We start from the raw sequence: 19,633 nt of genomic DNA, 5'->3' as shown, positions 1-19,633 counted from the left end.
TTATTTCCATAGCCTTTATGTAGCAAAGCGTAATACGGGAGCGATACAACCTTATTCCCGTATTACGCCAGGTAATGCTTCAGTTATTACCTCAATCTATAACAATTCAATTGCCATAGCCGTGGCTTCACCGCCGCCTATACATAAAGATGCGACGCCGCGTTTTTTACGTTGCTGCTTTAATGCATGGATCAATGTGACCAGGATACGTGCACCCGAAGCACCTATGGGATGGCCTAATGCGCAAGCACCACCGTGAATATTAACCTGTTCTGGATTTAATTCAAGCTGAGTTATTGCTGCCATAGCAACAACCGCAAAAGCTTCATTAATTTCAAAGAGATCTACATCATTTTGATTCCAGCCTGCTTTATTCATCACTTTGCGAATTGCATCAACTGGAGCAGTAGTGAACCATTCAGGAGCTTGTGCATGGCTAGCATGAGCAACGATTCTTGCTAAAGGTTTTACCCCACGTTTTTGCGCATTTGCTGCACTCATTATTATTAAGCTGGCAGCTCCATCGGAAATAGAACTGGAGTTCGCTGCGGTGACTGTTCCGTCTGATTTAAACGCAGGTTTGAGCTGGCTTATTTTAGCCAGTTTTGCTGCATCAGGCCCCTCATCCATACTGACAGTAACATCGCCTTTGCGAGTATTGAATGTTACGGTAGCAATTTCTTCAGAGAACGAGCCATTTTCCATCGCTTTAAGTGCTTTAGTCATCGATTGAACAGCATATTCATCTTGTTGTTCTCTGCTGAACTTAAAATGACTGGCCGTAGTTTCTGCAAAACATCCCATTAGCTGCCCTCTGTTGTAGGCATCTTCAAGTCCATCAAGGAACATATGATCTTTTAATTCGCCATGGCCCAATCTATAGCCCGAGCGCGCTTTAGCTAACAAGTAGGGGGCATTACTCATGCTTTCCATCCCACTGGCCAAAACGACATTAGCGGAGCCTGCAAGAATTAAGTCATGAGCCAGCATGACTGCTTTCATTCCAGAACCACACATTTTATTAATGGTTGTAGCGCCTGTAGAGTTAGGGATGCCGGCTTTAATTGCAGCCTGTCTGGCCGCTGCCTGACCAATACCAGCTTGTAATACACAACCGCTGATTACTTCATCTATTTCTGCGGGTGACATTCCTGATTGGGATAATACGGCTTGATGTGCTACAGCACCTAATTCCGGGGCTGAAAGAGAAGATAAACTTCCTAACATTCCACCCATAGGCGTTCTTTTTGCCGCAACGATTACTATATCATTATGTTCCATATCCCTATTCCTTATGCTGTTTCTTTAAAAAGTTCACGTCCAATTAGCATTCTTCTGATTTCAGAAGTGCCAGCTCCAATTTCATACAGTTTTGCATCCCGCAACAATCGACCGGCAGGATATTCATTAATATATCCATTACCGCCCAATATTTGTATTGCCTGTAGTGCCATTTGCGTTGCTTTTTCAGCCGTATATAAAATAACTCCTGCTGCGTCTTTGCGACTGACCATACCCTGATCACAGGCTTTAGCAACGGTATATAAATAGGCTCTACACGCACTAATCTCCGTATACATATCAGCTAATTTGCCCTGAATGAATTGAAATTCACCTATAGGCTGGTTAAATTGTTTTCTCTCATGCACATAGGGTAAAACAAGATCCATACAGGCTTGCATGATACCCACAGGGCCTGCAGCGAGGATGGTGCGTTCGTAGTCAAGGCCGCTCATGAGTACTTTAGCGCCTCGATTTATTTCGCCCAGTATATTTTCTTCTGGAACTTCACACTCTTCAAAGACTAATTCACACGTATTTGAACCACGCATTCCCAATTTATCCAGCTTTTGAGCTGTTCTGAATCCAGCCATTCCTTTTTCAATAAGAAAAGCGGTAATACCTTTACTTGCAGCGTGCTTATCCGTTTTAGCATAAACTACCAATACATCAGCATCTGGACCATTAGTGATCCACATTTTAGTGCCGTTCAGAATGTATTTGCTTCCTGATTGACGTGCTTGCAATTGCATGCTGACTACATCAGATCCTGAATTAGATTCACTCATTGCCAGAGCGCCAATATAGGCTCCACTAATAAGTTTAGGCAAATATTTCTGTTTTTGCGAACTGGTACCATTTAAATAAATTTGATTAACACATAAATTGGAATGTGCTCCATAACTTAAACCTACGGAAGCAGACGCTCTGGATATTTCTTCCATAGCTATTGCATGAGCCAAGTAGCCCATGTTAGCGCCGCCATATTCTTCGCTGACCGTAATACCCAGTAATCCCATATCCCCTAATTTTTGCCACAGGTGATTAGGAAAGGCATTCTTCTCATCGATTTGAGCTGCAATAGGCGCGATTTCTGCTTGGGCAAACTGATAGACACTGTCTCTTAACATGTCGTATGTTTCGCCTAATTGATAGTGTAACCCTGAGTGCATGGATGACTTCCTGTTACTTATTGATAAATAACGTTAGACTATACCCAATCGAATTAAACTTGCAACCCCAAACTGCCATTGAAGGCCAATCTCGCAAGAAAAAGCCTCCCGCAAAATGCTCATGTACCTGGTGTACACCGCGCTTTTTCGGGAGGCTTTTTTGTTCGACCTTGGCTCTTCCCCTGGCAGTTTGGTTTTCGTTGTTGAAGAATGCTTATGTACCTGCGGCTCATAGTGCTTTTTCGTGAGTTTTATCTTTCGATTTTGCTTCATTAACCGTTCACGAGTATGCATTTTGTCGATGACGACTGTTTTTTAATCTGGTTCTCAAAGAGTGCCATATCCTGACGACTTACGTTTGGTTCTATCTTGATGTTTCTATTTTTAATAATGATCCTTTACCTGATTTAAAAAATCACCTAATCTAAGGTCAAAAGCTTAATCCTTATGGATTGCTGTTGGTGCTATCCTGGATTCACTGCGGTTGTGATTGGTAATCGATTTAACAGTGAAATCAGGTTTATATATAAGGAGAGTTGCTCATGCGTAAACTGGTACTCTGGGGGCACGGTGTAGAGGAATATCGTGAAATGTTTGATTTATCTCAAGATGAGATGAATTCCAATATTTTAGAATATGGCTGTGGACCTAGCGCGGTTAATTACCAGCAAACCCAAAAAGATCATAAGGTAGTCAGTTGTGATCCTTTCTTTGTATTGGATAAAGATACCTTGTCTTCTAAAGCCATAATGATTTTTGCTGATATGGCTGAACAGGTAAAAAAAGAACAGGAGCGATTTGATTTTACCCGCAGTGGTAGTTATGAAAATCTGGTAGCAGAAAGAAAAGAGGGTATGAAGCAATTTTTTGCAGATTATACTGCCGGAAAAGCTCAAGGAAGATATCTTGGCGTTGCTGATTATCATTTGCCCTTTGCCGATTTTTCTTTTGATTTTGCTCTAAGTTCGCATTATTTATTTGCTGATCTGGACGACCAGACTGTAGCGTTCCATTTGGAAGTTATTCGTGAGTTGGCCCGAGTTGCAAAAGAGGTCAGAATTTTCCCCTTGATTGATAGAGAAGGAAATACATCCGAGTTTCTTGGACCTGTATTGTTGGGGCTGCAGCAGGAAAATTATGGGGTAGAAGTCAGAGAAGTGGCTTTTCACTTACATAAAACGGGTAATGCCATGCTTAGAGTATGGGCACAAGAGTGTCTTATTTAGTTTTTAGAATTCGTGGGGACTTGGTATCTTTCGGTTTGTTCCAGAGCGACTCCCCACTTGTTTGAAATATGACAGAAAGTATCTTCTTACATCAGTAGGATTTTTATTTAACATCAGATAAAATCTCTTTCCCTATTCATTAAAACCTTAAAGAAACCATCTTCCAAATCTATATCACGTCAATAAATTCAGTTGCGGAGTAGTTTATGTATTCATTGTTACGTCCTTTGCTTTTTAGATTGGAAGCAGAGAGAGCCCACGATTTTGCTTTATCAGCTTTGTCTTATCTGCCTCAAGTTTACTTTAGAAAACCACAAGGGAGGCCTGTTAAAGCAATGGGATTGGATTTTCCTCATCCTGTAGGTTTAGCGGCTGGTCTGGATAAAAATGGAGAGTACCTCGATGGATTGGCAAAAATAGGATTTTCTTCCATTGAATTAGGCACGGTAACACCCAGGCCGCAAGAGGGTAACCCTAAACCCCGTTTATTTCGCTTACCTGAGGCTCAAGCAATAATTAACCGAATGGGTTTTAACAATCAGGGCGTAGATGCTCTGATAACTCATGTAAAGAAGGCAAACTATAAGGGAATATTAGGGATCAATATTGGAAAAAATAAAGATACTGCTTTGAATAAGGCAGCTGACGATTATCTTTATTGTTTACGTAAAGTATATGAGCATGCATCCTACATCACCATTAATATTTCTTCACCTAATACTCCAGATTTACGCCAGCTACAACAAGGGGAGTATTTTGCTGATTTATTATCTCAATTGCAGGTCGAACAAATTAAATTATCCGATCAATTCCAACGTCATGTGCCATTGGTAGTTAAAGTATCTCCGGATGAGACTGATGAAACGTTAAAACAAATGACCGAGATTATTTTGCATCATGGTGCGGAAGGTATTATTGCTACCAATACCACCTGTTCGCGAGAGTTGGTTAAAAAAATGCCTCATGCTGAAGAGCAAGGCGGTTTAAGTGGTAGACCTTTAACCGACTTATCTAACCAATGCCTACGGCTGTTAAAACAATATGTGGGAGATGACCTTACTTTAATCGGGGTAGGGGGGATTGATAGTAGTCTCAGTGCTCAGGAAAAGCTTAATGCGGGAGCATCACTAGTGCAGGTGTATAGTGGTTTGATATATCAGGGACCGGGTTTGGTCTCGCGAATAGTATCAGGATTAAAGAGCCTTTAATGGAACAAGATGATGTATATTACTAAAGATTTGGCAGCGCGAATGGAGGGGTGTATTAAGCAAAGTCATATTGAGGTTACGAAACAATACGCTCAGGGCAGGATACTTGAAATTAATGAGGGGGCTGCCTGCTTCTCCGGTTTTGACTCTTTTTTATCACAGGTAGTAGGGTGGGGGTTTGCCACTAAATCGAAACAGTTTAAAGCCGAAATTGAAACTATAGAACAATTTTATAAATCATTAGGACATTCACGTATTGATATTGAGTTATGTCCCTTTGCAGGAAATGATTTAGCCGTGTTTTTAAATCAACGAGGTTATGGTGTTACCGAATTAAGTAATGTGTCGGCCCTGGATTTAAAAAACTATAAGATAATGGGTAATTTTGAAGAGGACTTCCTTATAAGAGAAGTACAACAACATGAATTGGGTGAGTGGGCAAAAAGGGTGGCTTCAGGTTTTGGTTACCCTGAAGCCCAGGAACAATTTTCTCATTATGCTCGGGCAAAAGGTATTAAAGCCTTTGCTGCTTTTGACCAAGATAAGATAGTTGCCGGGGCGACCATTGCCATGCATGGTGATGTCTGCGATTTAGGCGTTACCAGTACCATGCCTGCTTACAGAGGGAGGGGGTTGCAAAAAAAACTGTTGTTCACGCGCTTAAATTTTGCCAAACAGCATGATCTGGCATTAGCAACCGTGACTACTGAACCAGGTACTATCTCTGATCTGAATATTCAAAAAGCAGGCTTTCACTGTGCATATACAAGGATTAAGATGACATTTGGAGAGTTGTAACGGAATTTCTGAAATAAAAGGCACATTTCTAATTAACTCATCGCGGTATTCAGTGATCCTGATTCCTTTTTAGCTTTGAGTATCATTAAAAAAGAACTGTCATTCCAGCCAATGTGGAATGACGGCCAATATAATAAATCTAATTTGAGCGCTTAGGAGATTTCACACTCTCATTACGCTTTTCGGGATCGGTCGATGCCGCTTCGGAAGAAGGAGTCTTCGGTTGCTTTTTTCCATGAAGTGTATATCGATTATATCCAACTAATGCTTTATTATCAGCTTCTTTTTCACCAGAAAGCGCTTCTTCCTCAATTGTTTGCTGAGTTGTAGCTAATTGCGGAAGAGGGCCCTTCTGAGTTGCAAACACTCGCTCAATAATCCTTTGTTTCATAGCATAACCGGCTTCAATTTCACGTAAGTGGCAAGGTTTTGTATTTGGATTAGGTACAGAATATTTGCTAAAGAGCATCACGGGAATATAAATCTCAGGCATAAGAGAAACCTTAGCTTGAAAGTCAAAATTAAAATAAGGCTTTAATTGTTTGTTTTCGAAATCAATGGCTTGTACTAACAAGGACATGCTACCTGGACCATTCGGCTCATAAGTAATTAACAGGTCTCCCAGTTTTACAGTATGGTTACCATATTGGACGATAACGGCAAAATCTTCATCACCATATAAGTAATCATCAAGTTCCTCTCTTTTGATTTGTTGTAGACTTTTTACATCAAATAAGGCGCCATTAAATACTTCACTGGCATAATGTTTTTTAGCATCACCTTCGGAGGGGGCCACGTAAGGATAATCAATCGCAGGGTACTGCTCGGGCTCACTCAGTGGAGAATTATTCAGGTGAAATATGAGATGCCAGGTGGATGCACTTATACCAAAAGCCTGGCAGATTTTTGAGCTGGAAGTTAAACTTGGATCTTTGGCAAGACATTCATTAATCGCTTTTATATTATCTAACACTAGATGGTTTAGAGTTCGTTCAGGCTTAACGTTACCTCTACGCCGGTTTCGCCTGGCGGGAATAGCAGCAACTGGAGAATCAAAATCATCCAGAATACTATTGATCAACTTTAAGAACTCATTTTTAAGCGGATGTTCCACAATTTCTTCTTTCTTGGGCTTACCATACAACAAGGTCTGACAGGGATTCTCAAAAAAAATGATGCTGGAAGGCATCGTTTTTGGATTGTATTGTGCTAGTACAGTTTGAAGTAGTTCTTCTTTCGCCATTTTAGTCATAGTATTAGAGCTGGCAATCTGGGATGCCACATCATGTAATAACTGTTCTTGTAGATTACGCTGACTGCCTTTACTATGACTCGCAATAGATGTCTGAAAACTGGCGAGAAAGTGTTTCATTGCTTCAGGACTTTCATAGGCTTCTACAGGTACTAAGCGTACGTTTTTTAAATACGTCCATTCGAGGTTTACATCACTTAGGTCAACATTGCGAAGATCCACATTAATCAGTTGAGCAAGAGTTAAATCCGCATTGCGCAAATTAGCCCCACTAAGCTTGGCATTGGTTAAATCAGCTCCCTTTAAATTGGTATGGTTTAAATTAGCATGAGTTAAGTCCGCATTCCGTAATAAACACTTTTCTAAGCGGGCATGAGTTAGGTTAGCACCTCGCAAATTAATGTCGGACATATCCGTATTCGTATAAGGGTTACTGAACCTTGCATTGACAAGCAGCGCATAAGATAAATTCCTAGCGACCAGTTTAGCTCCATTAAATTGAATACCAGTCAAAATGTTAACGAAATTCCGGGGATGATTCGCCTCGAACAGCTCAAGAACCTTGTCTGGCATTTTTGACTGAGTCTCGGTAACTTCAACAATCAGCCCCAAATGATTACGGGTTTGCTTATCTAAATCCAAAGCCTCCATGGCATCAACTAAGCCAGCTGGTAACTCGCTGCTGTCACGTGCGATGGCATAGCAAATTTTTTCCTCATTAGTCAATGAATTATCATTATTTGCAACTTTGGTTTTTAATTCTTTATATCTGGGGGTTTGTTGATAAACAGTAATAAATTGATTACCCTCAATACCGCTGGCTTGACTAAGATACTTAATGATGTTTTGCGGCTTAGTAATATCAGCAATGGCAATATCGCTTAATCGCATTAATGCCTTCGAAGTTTGTTTCACTATCAATAAATCAGTTAAGGATAATTGAGTTAAGATCTGGAGTTGGAGTTCTTCTGGTAGCCCAAGAAATGCACTATTTTCTAAATCATCTAATTCGAACAATTGAGTGCGAGTCTCTGCTTGTTGCCCGAAATGATACTGACCAGTATTAGGGTTATTCCTGGAGCCTTCTATAGATTGTTTACCTTTCATTTCTGCTGATACCCTTATAGGATCTCTCATATCATAATCCCTTATGAACATGGATTGAGTTGAATGCTCCACCTCCAATTAGTGGATAATAATGTATATAGATTCGCTCCAGCACTATAAATGTAAAATTATGGATAAAATATACGCACATTGGCCGATATTTTAATATTTAATCCTTAAGACAATATTAAGGCATTATATGCTTGATGAAAGAAGTCATTTTACCTGGAGGATTGGATCGCACCGTTCGCAGCAACTACGGGGATTTTTCTCTTAGTTTGATATGAATGTAACGAAGGATAATGAGGAAAATAGAACATTGGGCTCGAGCTGAATAAGAGCTTTGCCGTCCTCGATGAAGATCGCTTTAGCGAGAGCTAAAGAGGATAATTTCTAAAGTGCTGCTATCATCATGATTTTTGAAAAAAACAATCAATTAGATTAATATATGATCATGTGCATATATTTTGGTACAAGGCATGCCTTATCCCGCTGATTTTTATTACACTGAAAGCTCCGGTGAGCCGTTATTCAGTGCTACCCCTCAAGGTTCCCTGGATGTAAATCAGCTCGTAAAAAGTAAACCTTATTGGAAAAAGTATTCTTCTCAAAGTAAAAAACCTAAATCATTAATAGTGGCAGATTGGACTATTTATAATTCCTCCAAAGTCAGAATTGATGAAATTAAAGCTAAATTAAATCAACTAATGATTGACGGTTTTTCTATTTATATTTGGCAAAATGGAATCGTTGAGAAACTATCTAAAACCTCTATAGATCGCTTAAGTAATAATGATGTCCAGCAAAAAATGGCCCCTGCTTTTCCCGGTAAGGTGATTGACTGTGCTATTAGGCAACATCCCAATCTACTATCGATTTCCAATACCTGTATTCTAGATGATCATGCAATGGAATGTTTACTTTCAGGAGTAGATTCTTTACCAAGAGGGATTAATTTAGATCGGTTATGCTCAAATCGATCAGACGCTGTTAGGAATAAGATTTATTCTATTTTACAGCAGGCGACTCCACCTGTTGAAGAGATTATATCCAGTAATTTTTCATCGGATGATGGATTTGAAAGTAATTCAGCACCAAAAATGCCAGTTCAAAAAGAATTAGAAGTTAATTTTCCCTTAGCAAAACCTGGTAGAAAATATAGGGAATTGACATTAAAAAAAGATGAGGTACAAACATTATTGGAAAAAAAAGTAGTCACTACTGCTAATGAAACATTCGAATGGCCCCAGCTTCGAGAGATAAAAGAATTAAAGATAGATTCACCAGGTTCTTTCTTAACTCCTGAAAAATTACAAGAAGTTTTCCTTGAGATAAAAGAACTTAAATCCGTTACTCTACGATATTTAGAGCATGATTTGGACTCTGAAATATCGTTTAATTTACCCCAGCTTGAATATGTAGATATAGCTGCCACGCCTCCTTTACTTGTATCACGATTATTAAGCTCTCCCAAATTAAAAGCAATTACGTTCGCTGGAAATCGACAAGTACAAACTCTTGAACCGCGCTCATTTTCATTCCCATGTTTAGAATACGTATTGTTGTACAACTCAAGTATTTCCGGATCGGACTTAAGCCGGTTATTAGCTGATACACCCAACTTAAAAATATTATACCTTCATCAATGTTCTGACTTAGCCAATTTTGATGTGGGTAGACTGAATAATCTTGACGAATTAAAAATCGTCTCTACCGATGTTTCGCTGCCTACTTTGTATAAAATTTTTCTTAATGCTCCTAATCTTAAAAATCTTGATTTATCTGGGATCTTACTAAAGAATTTAGATGGGTCTAAATTGAGTTTATCTGCCTTGGAAACACTTAGATTCGCCCCATCCGCTATTATTAGCCCAACAGATTTGCAACAACTTCTGTCTGCAACACCCAACCTTAAAACCCTGGATTTAAATTATGCCTCAACTCTGGATAGTTTAGGTTTTTCTGGTTGTAATTTAAGGTCATTAGAAACATTAAACTTAAATGGTAGTAACATTTCCGGCGTAAATTTAAAACAATTATTGATTAATGCTCCTAATCTACAACAGTTGGATTTAAATTTCTGCCGTAACTTAAACGATTTAGAAGTATTAGATATTAATTTATTAAAATTGAATGAGTTGTCTTTAAGTTTTTCCACTATTTCGGGAGTAAATCTCCATAAATTGTTAAGGAGAAGCCCAAATCTACAAACTTTAGATTTAGTCAAGTGTAATCTATCTTCTTTCGATGCCCAGGATTTAAATTTGGCATCTCTTACAAAACTGAATTTGCATGGGGTTACGATTCCTACGCCCCATTTAGAGCGCTTTTTAGCTGGCACACCTAATCTTAAAACGATTCACTTAAATGGTGTTACGTTTAGTGATTTTCGTAAAGATTGTTTCTACCTGCCTTCTTTAGAAGAGGCATTCCTTTCTTCTGCGACTATCTCTATAGCAAACCTGCAACAATTTTTAATGAGTACTCCCAATATTAAAACTCTAACTCTAAATGAAGTGGAGTTGGGCGATTTTAAAAGCACAATGGTTCCCTTAAATCATTTGGAGAAATTATCTTTAGCATGCTCTGAGATTTCTTCAGAGACTTTATACCAATTATTACTCAGTGCCCCTAACTTAAAGGAGGTTCATTTAACTGATTGTCAAAATGTTTCTCCAAAAATCCTAGAGTTGCTTCACTCCAGAAATGTACTGGTTTTAGACGGTATCAAAACTCCTGAGCTCGGTCCTGAGTCTAATAAAAATGAAACTCTTATTTTAAAAGATCCAACTCATAATAGGTCTTCTTTTTTCCACCAAAAACCCACGTCACAGGATTTCGAATTTCGTTTTAAAGGAACGAATAAGAGTTTAAATCAGGGCATGGTAATTGAGAAGCTGTCGCAATATTTACATTTAACCAATCAGCACAGAGAACGGATTTTTGAGTTACAAGACGGAATATGTTCTTCCTTAGTTCATTTATTTTTAAGTAAAAACAAAGACGAATGGAATTCCTTAATGGGTCGTGTTAACGCCTGGAACGGCCATTTGGATACTTTAAACAGAGATAAATTACTCCATAATGATTTTAGGGAGATATTGGATTATGTGGAGGAGTACCAATTCAAGTTCTGCTCAGCGCCAAAGCAATATTTAGGAGATGCTTTAGATGAGTTTTTGATGCAACACGCTCAAGGTTCCTTCTTTTTCAATAATCCCTGGCACGTTATTGGTGTCAAAAGCCTGGGAAGAGGTACGTGGGAAATTTACGACCCCAATGGTGTCGAAGGTCCTAAAACAGTAAGCAGTAGGGATGAGTTAAAAGCTTTAATTAAAAAGAGTCTTGGTGAGTTAGTTTCTGTACAAGGCTCTTATACTATTAAGACCCCGTGTATTACAAACAGCAATGTTTTTTTACAGGAGGGTGGGCTATTAGCTCTTATTGACTCTTCTCAGGCTGATTTATTATTGCAAAATTTACCGCCGGCCAGTCATTACTCATTCGATGCATTAGAGGGATTACTTATCCGAAATACCGAGGGGAAGCCTGCGTGGGCTTTAGCAATTAAGACTCCCCATGTGGCGAACTATACCTTAAGTTTATTGCAGGAGTTTTCAAAAAAGAATAAAAATTTTATTGCTCAATTGCATCAGAGTATGGATGCATTATCCTCTTTTGAGCGTCACGCTTGTATCGAAGCATTGAGTACTTTGACGTCCTCTTATTCTCAGCTCCCGTCCTTTGTTGCTGATGTGACGGTTCAACTACGTGCTCGTGAGGCGAGTGATTATTCGCGTCAACTGGAAACCTGGAATCGTGACAAGCCGCCTAAGGTGTCTTTGTCTGAATACTGTCAGAATTTAGTTGCGGTTGATGAACATAAAAAACGCTTGGTGGAGCTGAATTCTGCAGGAGAGGTGAAAGCACTGCAATTGGCTGTTTTAAATCATTGTCTTTCTGTGTCTCGCCCTGTGTATTGTATTAATTCTCCGGATGATTTGGTGTGCTCAGCCCCTTTTATACGTCGTGAGGGAGAAAAGGGTATTTTACAGAAAGGACCTGGTGGTCCTTTTTATGATTTTCTAATGAAGCCAGTAGATGTCGCAAATCCGCCAGTGGTTTTAGTCAATTATGATGCGTTCAATGCGGATGACATTGTACGTTATAACAGTTTGCTTGACCAAGAGCGTTTAGCAGATGGAACCCCTTTATCTGCTCACGTACAGGTGATTGGTTTTATTAATCCCAATAAGCCTGGATGTTATCAGGGGGCTGATTTTTATTCCCGTCTTGATAAGAGAGAAAAGTGTCCTCTTTCCGAAGAGGCCCTAATGAATCGATTGCCCCAGTTTCCCAAAGAGGTTGTTCTTGGGGAATTGGCCGAAGAGAGTACGGTGATTAATTTAGGTGCGGCCGGCGATTGGGAGGAGCGGTTGCTAGGACGTTGGCGTATTAAAAAAGACGTTTTGGAGTTTGAAGAAGGGGCTTTAGAAAAAGCTTTAGCGCTTGGGAAGCCGATTCAAATTCAAAACGGGTTATGGGGCCGTGCACGTTTTCAGGAAATGTGGCATGAGATGATGATTCGCGGCGAAATTCACCATGCAGGCCGGATTATTAAAATTCCTCCATCTCAACAGTGGAGCAGGACTCAAGGTTATGAATGGAGCAAATTAACTCCCCATGTGGCCTTTACCTCGGGTCTTAAAGTAGACAGTCTCCTGTTAAATCCCAAACAATTAAGTACTTATTTTCGTCAATACCAATGCTCGAATGAAGAGGCTGCGTTAGATACTTTGCCTGGAGTTTTAGAACAGTGCTCTGGCAGTACTCTTGATGTGAATCTCACCCGGAGTTTAACTGAAGATGAATGGGGTTTATTACTGAATGAGTGCATCAGACATGAGGTAAAACTGCAGTGTCATGTAGCCCCTGGAGTGAGCTTGCCCCCTTCTTTAGTTGATGAGTCGGTATTGACTAAACCTATTCGTAAACCTTGGGACAAATCCGTTCAGGGTAATCCCCTGATAATGACCAGTAGTGATTCTTTGGCTACGGTAAGGATGCTTACTAAGCATGATAAAGAGTGTCAAATTATTGATGTTTCAGAGTGTGAGGCTGCAGGTTTACTGATGAATCTGAATGGGAGACTGAATCCCAATACCTTGCGTTTTGAATTCCAGCAAAAAATCAGTGCAGTTTTGGCGGGATTAGCCGACCATAAAAAAGTGGTATTGCACGGCCATTTCTCAGCAGAGTTGATGGATGATTTTGCTTCTTTGCTCTTGTCTTCTAAAAAGTTAGATGGGCAATTGGTGCTGGTGGGTGATGAGTCCACCACTTCATTTAATTATTGTTCTAATGTGCAGCATCATGATGTGACTTTAGAGGAAAAGTTGAGCCTTCTTAAAACCCGGTTTAAGGCTACGGCCACTGAGTTGCAGTTGCTTACTCCTTATTATGAAGAGTCTTACAGCCGATTGGTTGCGCGCATCACTTATTCACGTGCTTTTCCTAATGAGGTGGGGCGAAATCCTTGGCAGGGAATGGAGGATTTACCACGGACCTTTAGGCCTAGTGCTTTTGATGCGGCAAACAGCAAAGCAAAGGCAGACGCTTTTATTCAAAAACGATTGAATGAAGTGAATGCGGTTTTAGCCCATTCTCCTTATGTTTACCTCACAGGCCCCACTGCGGTAGGTAAATCCACCTTCATAAGCGAGCATTTCGCAGCACAGCCCAATATCACCTTGTATCAGAGTGAGTCGCGCATGCGGGACTGGGCACTAGACGATTCCGCTAATGAGGCCATTCTGTTCATTGATGAGGCGAATATTACTCCTAATAAATGGAGTAATTTTGAGGGCTTATTCGATGTTCCGCCAGGAATTGTCATTGAGGGTACATATTATCCGTTGACTGCTCGCCATAAAGTGGTTTTTGCGGGTAATCCCTTAAGTTATGGTGGGGAGCGGCAGTTATCGCCCTTTTTTACTCAGCATGGAAATGCCGTGGTTTTTGAACCCATGCCTTTGGAATTTATTTACGAAAAATTGTTAAAGCCGGTATTTGTGGGGACGCGATTAGAACACGATACGCTGAAGATAGTCACCCCTATTTTAGATATCTATCGTTTTATGGGGCAATATTCTCATGATGCGATTCGTGAACTTCAAATGATGGCTTTATTTGTAGTGTCTTACGCGCATCAGCACCCAAAAGCCAGCACGCAAGACTGTATTTTAGCATCGCGACATTATGCCTATCAATTGGCACGTACTCTGGTTGCTGAGTCTCATCGCTCTGAGCTTGATGCTCAATTTAAACCGCAACAGAGTTTGCCTCAATCGCCCTTGGTGGTGAGTCCTGATTTTCTCATTACCCCTTCCAGGGACGCAGCTGCCCGTCGGTTGCATGACTTATTAGACTTACGGGATTTAAGACGCACGACGCTTAATGAAACGCAAAAATACGGTGGGGTAGGGGGGATTATATTAGAAGGCGACCCTGCTTCGGGCAAAAGTGAAATGGTAATTTCCTCTTTGATTGCAAGAGGTTATGTACAGATTCATGATTATGAAGGCGAGCCTAACCTTAACGGCCCCAATAAAGCATTTTATCGCATGCCGGTTAGTATGCAAATTGCAGATAAGAAAAAGCTGTTATTAAAAGCGTTTCATGAAGGGGCGGTTGTTGTCGTGGATGAAATTAACAGTGCACCCATGATGGAGCGTCTGCTTAATGATTTATTGATGGGTAAAACACCCGAAGGAGCCCCGCCTTTAAAACCAGGATTTTTAATCATCGGAACTCAAAATTCAGTGAATATGGCAGGACGTCGTCTTACGGGTACGGCCTTAGCACACCGTTTGATTCATTTGAGTTTACCTCCTTGTCCTCATGCTGAAAATAAGGCTATTTTAATAGCGAAAGGAGTGAAGGAACGGGATGCTGAGCTATTGGTGAGGGCATTTGAAACCAATTTGGCAAAAGCGCGCCTGGAGCACTTGACCCCTGAGCCCACTTTCCGAGATGTATTACGTGTTGCTCGAAATGTGATTAACTCTTATTCAACCTCTATAGAGGAAAAAGACCAGATTTTAAAAGAACCTATTCAAGATCCAAGCTTACAAATTCAAGATCCAAGCCTACAACAGAAAGAACTTATCCAGTTATATGAGCAAATAGAGAAATTATTTAGCTACGGGACGATGCTGGTTGAAAAAAATGAGGTAAAAAGCATTGCAGAAGGAACTAAAGCTCAAAATTTAGCTAATGAATTAAAAGCCATTGCCGGTTTATTTACGAGCGATGGAATTGGTTTGGAAGACCAAGAGACGTGCCGGAATCTATTTCGCAGTGCGTTAAATGATGGATACACCAAAATGGGAACACACCGCGAAATCTGGAAGCCTATCTTAATTAACATAGCCATTGCGGCTACCCTTGTTGGTTTATTTTTAGTACTTGGTAAATTGGCAGTAACAGGAAGTGGATTTTTTTCTCAAACAGAACGTCAAAAAACAGTCAAGGAAATTCAAAAATCATTTGATGATTGGGAGGTTGTGGCATTGAATCAACATGAGGTAAGTTCTTCGCTCAAACCTTGATAAGATTGATTCGAGACTAACTTCAGCGAGGCCCCAAAGGGGGTATTTCTAAATTGCTGCTACAGTTATTCAAGAATATTGGCACTTGGGCTGAATAAGAGTTACAATTCCACACATTTTGCCCACCTTAGACCCTATAATTAATGACTAATAAAGTACCTGTAAAAAACGGCTATTTATATAAACGATTGTTCTCTTACGTCAAACCTTTTTGGCCAATACTGCTTTTGGGCATATTCGCCAACATGCTTTATTCCGGTATAGACGCAGGCTTTACTTATATGACAAGACCCTTCTTGGATAAGGGGTTTATCCATTTGGATATGGACTTCGTTAATAAAATCCCTCTTATTGTTTTAATAGGTATTACTCTTAGGGGGATAGTCAGTTCTCTGGGAAGTTACTGCATGACCTGGGTGGCTCGCTCAGTGGTTAAGGTCTTAAGACAAAGAGTCTTTGCTCATATTATCCGTTTACCTGCAGATTTTTATGATGAAGCAACTTCAGGGCAGATGCTCTCGAAAATTCTCTATGATGTGGAGCAAGTGGCTCAGGTTAGTGCTGATGCCCTAACTGATTTTGTCCAAAATGTGTGCTTGGTTATTGGCCTTATCACGGTAATGATGATAATCAATTGGCAATTGTCTCTGATGTTTTTATTGACGGTTCCTTTTGTCGGTTTAATTGTTAATTATACTAATAAACGAGTCAGGCGAATTAGTCATAAAGTCCAAAAAACGATGGGTGAAGTTACTGAAATTGCCAGTGAAGCAATCGAAGGATATCGTGTAGTACGTATTTTTGGCGGAGAAAAATACGAAATAGGAAAATTTAATCAAGCGACCGAGCGTTCTCGGCAAAATGATATGAAAGTTGCAGTGAGTGACGTAGTTAACGTATCTGGCGTTCAGTTCGTTATCGCGCTTGGAATTGCCATGATCGTTATGGTGGCTATTCAATTGTCTACCGTAATTGTCATCACTGCGGGTTCATTTTTAGCGATTATTGCAGCCATGTTGCAGTTGATTAAACCGATGAAAAGGCTAACTACTTTGAATGTCACCATTCAAAGAGGATTAGCAGGGGCAGAAAGTGTTTTTAATTTATTGGATATGCCTATTGAAGGGGATGAGGGGGCAGTTTTAGCGACGCACAAAACATCCGGTGAAATTGAGTTTAAACAAGTGTCCTATGCCTACAGACAAGGTAAAACAGTATTGCATGATGTAAATTTTACCATAGAGTCAGGTACCTCTGTTGCTCTGGTTGGGCATTCAGGAAGTGGTAAAACAACTGTAGCCAGTTTATTACCACGGTTCTATGAAGTGACTCAGGGTATGATTACTCTGGATGGTATGCCAATAAATGAGCTCAGTTTAGCCAGTCTGCGTGAGAAGATGGCGCTAGTTAGTCAAAATGTGACTCTTTTTAATGATACTCTGGCTAATAATATTGCATACGGTCGTTTTGATGTGACGCGGGAACAAATTATAGCGGCCGCTAAATTAGCCTATGCCGATGAGTTTATTTGTCAGTTACCCCAAGGATATGACACTCGTGTAGGTGAAAATGGCGTATTACTATCCGGTGGACAACGGCAAAGACTGGCTATTGCCCGCGCTATATTAAAAGATGCCCCTATTCTTATCCTTGATGAGGCTACTTCTGCTTTGGATAGTGAGTCTGAGCAATACATCCAGGCGGCTTTAGAACAGGTTATGAAGAGTCGAACTACCTTAGTGATTGCTCATCGTTTATCAACGATTAAACACGTCCATAAAATTGTCGTAATGCAGAATGGTCGCATTGTCGAGCAGGGTAGTCATCAGGAGCTGCTCGATTTAAATGGTCATTATACCCAGCTTTATAAAGTACAACAGTTAGGTTTGGTTCATGAGGAAGCCGTAGTTTGATGCCCTTAACTCTTGATAAATTATGGTACGGTAAACACCCCTTACAATGGGTGCTGCGACCCTTGTCTTGGGGGTATCAATTTATTACTCGAGTCAGACGTTGGTATCTACAACATTTTTGCCAGGTTAGTTGTCCTGTGCCGCTTATCGTGGTGGGTAACTTGACAGTGGGTGGGGTTGGTAAAACCCCTTTAGTGATTGAATTGGCAAAAAAAATGCAGCAAAAAGGTTTAAGGGTTGGGATAGTCAGTCGTGGTTATGGTGCAAAAATTCAGCATTATCCCTATGAGATTCAATTAAATGATTCTGCGGAGCAGGTAGGGGATGAGCCTTTGATGATCGCTCAAAAAACCCATTGTCCTGTAATTATCTCTCCTGCACGTACTGAGGCAGTAGACTATCTTTTAAAAAAACATCAGGCCCAGATTATTATTAGTGATGATGGATTGCAACATTATAGAATGGGGCGAGCTATTGAAATTGCGGTTATTGATGGAATAAGAGGTCTAGGTAATGGCTTATGCTTACCCGCAGGGCCATTAAGAGAATCAGATGCACGCTTAAAACAGGTGGATTTCATTGTCGTTAACGAGGGCATTTGGGAAAATGCTTATCCAATGAATTTAATACCTGGTAAAATAATAAAACTGTCTACTCAAGAAGAAATTAATCCTGATTCTATAAGTGGCACAATTGCAGCTGTTGCGGCTATTGGAAATCCACAACGTTTTTATTCCACTTTGAGTCAATTAGGGATAGAATTCAATTCGTATTCTTACCCTGATCATTATCAGTTTAAATCCCATGATTTAAACCATTCGGAGTCTTTAATTATCATGACGGAAAAGGATGCCGTAAAATGTCGTTCCTTTAATTCCGATAGGCTGTATTATTTGCCAGTGGAGGCCCATTTGAATGATGCATTTTGGCAGGCACTGTGGTCACATCAACAATTAAAAGGTTATTGCTAATATGATGCTAATTAGAATTTGGTCTGTCTTATTTTTCATAATTCTATTTATTAGTACGGGCGTATATGCAGTTGAAGGAACAGAGATAGAGCCTGAGAAAATACTTCAACCGGTTGAGCCTACGGTGGGAAGTTGGACTTTTTCTGGTATGGTTACCAATGAAAGTGGTGAACGATACGGTTATTTCTTTCAAATCCAGCGACAGGGTTCTGATTTTCATGCCAAAACAGCTTTGATTGATGGGCAAACAAATAAGTTGGTATTATTTTATGAAGGCAGTGAGAAAATAGATAAATCGACCCAGCTTAATTGGCATGTAGGACGTTCTTTTATTCGTTACAATCCGATTAATGATAGTTGGGTTTTTGGAGTAAAAGCTGAAAATGAAAAAGGCTTTAATTTTAAAGTAGATATGCTAAAACAGGCTAATGTTAATAATGCCCATGAGACTTTAGTATTACGTCCAGGAGTAGAGTTACAAGCGTTGCAGACCAGTCGTTTGAATGGCCATGTGCAAACGGGCACAGGAAATAAAGAGCAGTTTGTTACTGGAAACAATGCCTGGTTTGGTAAATTATGGTTTAGTAAACACCAAAAATCATCACATGATATTAGTACTACCTTTTGCCGGCTGAGCGATGATAATGGATTTTATTCCGCTAATCTTAAAGAAGCTGATGCTACCGGTGCCGCTGTAGCTGGTTGGCGAGATGCTTTAGGCAACAAGGTAAAAATGTCGCAATTTCTTTCCATAAAATCCATAGCCAAAGATCAGTGTTTGCTTAGTCTAGGGCTGCCCAAGCTGAATTTAAAGGTATTAAACACATTGCAAGAGGTAGATAATTCTCCGCTTTCTATCGCAGGATTTTCCAAAGAAAACCCCAGAGGATTTTGTTTTGTCACAGAACAATCCTTTGCACAAATGGAAGAGCCAATCGAGGAAGCTGCCGCTGCCGCGAGTTAAAATGTAGCTTATCAATAATACGCTAATGGCGTAAAGAAGTAGAGTTGCCTTGATGGGGTACCGCATCAAGGCAACTCTTGCTTTCTAGTGGATTTTTATATTTGATAAATCTCATTCAGAGCCTTGGGCTA

At 40.1% G+C, this 19,633-nt stretch carries 10 protein-coding genes; 7 read left to right on the top strand and 3 right to left on the bottom strand.

What is annotated here, in order from left to right; translation table 11 throughout:
- Positions 1–96 precede the first annotated feature (96 nt).
- Positions 97–1,281 (bottom strand): acetyl-CoA C-acyltransferase, encoded by a 1,185-nt coding sequence (locus tag LOX96_RS00315; RefSeq protein ID WP_250419989.1) that lies wholly within the window; start codon positions 1,279–1,281, stop codon positions 97–99.
- 11 nt (positions 1,282–1,292) lie between these two features.
- Positions 1,293–2,453, bottom strand: coding sequence for an isovaleryl-CoA dehydrogenase (locus LOX96_RS00310; RefSeq protein ID WP_250419992.1), 1,161 nt, complete (start codon positions 2,451–2,453; stop codon positions 1,293–1,295).
- A gap of 542 nt (positions 2,454–2,995) precedes the next feature.
- Here LOX96_RS00310 and LOX96_RS00305 point away from each other — a divergent pair.
- The 3 genes from LOX96_RS00305 to LOX96_RS00295 all read left to right on the top strand — a co-directional run bounded on the left by LOX96_RS00305 (position 2,996) and on the right by LOX96_RS00295 (position 5,685).
- Complete coding sequence (locus tag LOX96_RS00305) at positions 2,996–3,679, top strand: class I SAM-dependent methyltransferase (protein ID WP_250419995.1); 684 nt, start codon at positions 2,996–2,998, stop codon at positions 3,677–3,679.
- A gap of 206 nt (positions 3,680–3,885) precedes the next feature.
- Positions 3,886–4,887, top strand: coding sequence for a quinone-dependent dihydroorotate dehydrogenase (locus LOX96_RS00300; RefSeq protein WP_250419998.1), 1,002 nt, complete (start codon positions 3,886–3,888; stop codon positions 4,885–4,887).
- A 12-nt stretch (positions 4,888–4,899) separates the two neighbouring features.
- A complete protein-coding gene (locus LOX96_RS00295; RefSeq protein WP_250420162.1) occupies positions 4,900–5,685 on the top strand; it encodes a GNAT family N-acetyltransferase in 786 nt (261 codons plus the stop codon).
- Between the two features lie 139 nt (positions 5,686–5,824).
- Here LOX96_RS00295 and LOX96_RS00290 read toward each other — a convergent pair whose 3' ends face one another.
- Positions 5,825–8,074 carry a pentapeptide repeat-containing protein gene (locus LOX96_RS00290; RefSeq protein ID WP_250420001.1) on the bottom strand — a complete coding sequence of 750 codons (2,250 nt, stop codon included), beginning with the start codon at positions 8,072–8,074 and terminating at the stop codon, positions 5,825–5,827.
- A gap of 449 nt (positions 8,075–8,523) precedes the next feature.
- Here LOX96_RS00290 and LOX96_RS00285 point away from each other — a divergent pair, with 449 nt between their 5' ends.
- The 4 genes from LOX96_RS00285 (at position 8,524) to LOX96_RS00270 (ending at position 19,502) form a co-directional block, all read left to right on the top strand.
- Complete coding sequence (locus tag LOX96_RS00285; RefSeq protein WP_250420004.1) at positions 8,524–15,654, top strand: hypothetical protein; 7,131 nt, start codon at positions 8,524–8,526, stop codon at positions 15,652–15,654.
- Between the two features lie 143 nt (positions 15,655–15,797).
- Positions 15,798–17,567, top strand: coding sequence for a lipid A export permease/ATP-binding protein MsbA (msbA, locus tag LOX96_RS00280; RefSeq protein ID WP_250420007.1), 1,770 nt, complete (start codon positions 15,798–15,800; stop codon positions 17,565–17,567).
- Complete coding sequence (gene lpxK / locus LOX96_RS00275) at positions 17,567–18,538, top strand: tetraacyldisaccharide 4'-kinase (RefSeq protein ID WP_250420010.1); 972 nt, start codon at positions 17,567–17,569, stop codon at positions 18,536–18,538. Before msbA ends, lpxK begins: the two co-directional genes overlap by 1 nt.
- Before the next feature lies 1 nt (position 18,539).
- A complete protein-coding gene (locus LOX96_RS00270) occupies positions 18,540–19,502 on the top strand; it encodes a hypothetical protein (protein WP_250420013.1) in 963 nt (320 codons plus the stop codon).
- Positions 19,503–19,633: the final 131 nt, after the last annotated feature.

This window comes from Legionella maioricensis (assembly GCF_023618015.1).
Taxonomy (GTDB): Bacteria; Pseudomonadota; Gammaproteobacteria; order Legionellales; family Legionellaceae; genus Legionella; species Legionella maioricensis.
Note: the sequence above shows the minus strand (reverse complement) of the source record. Positions and strands in the feature narration are given on the sequence as shown.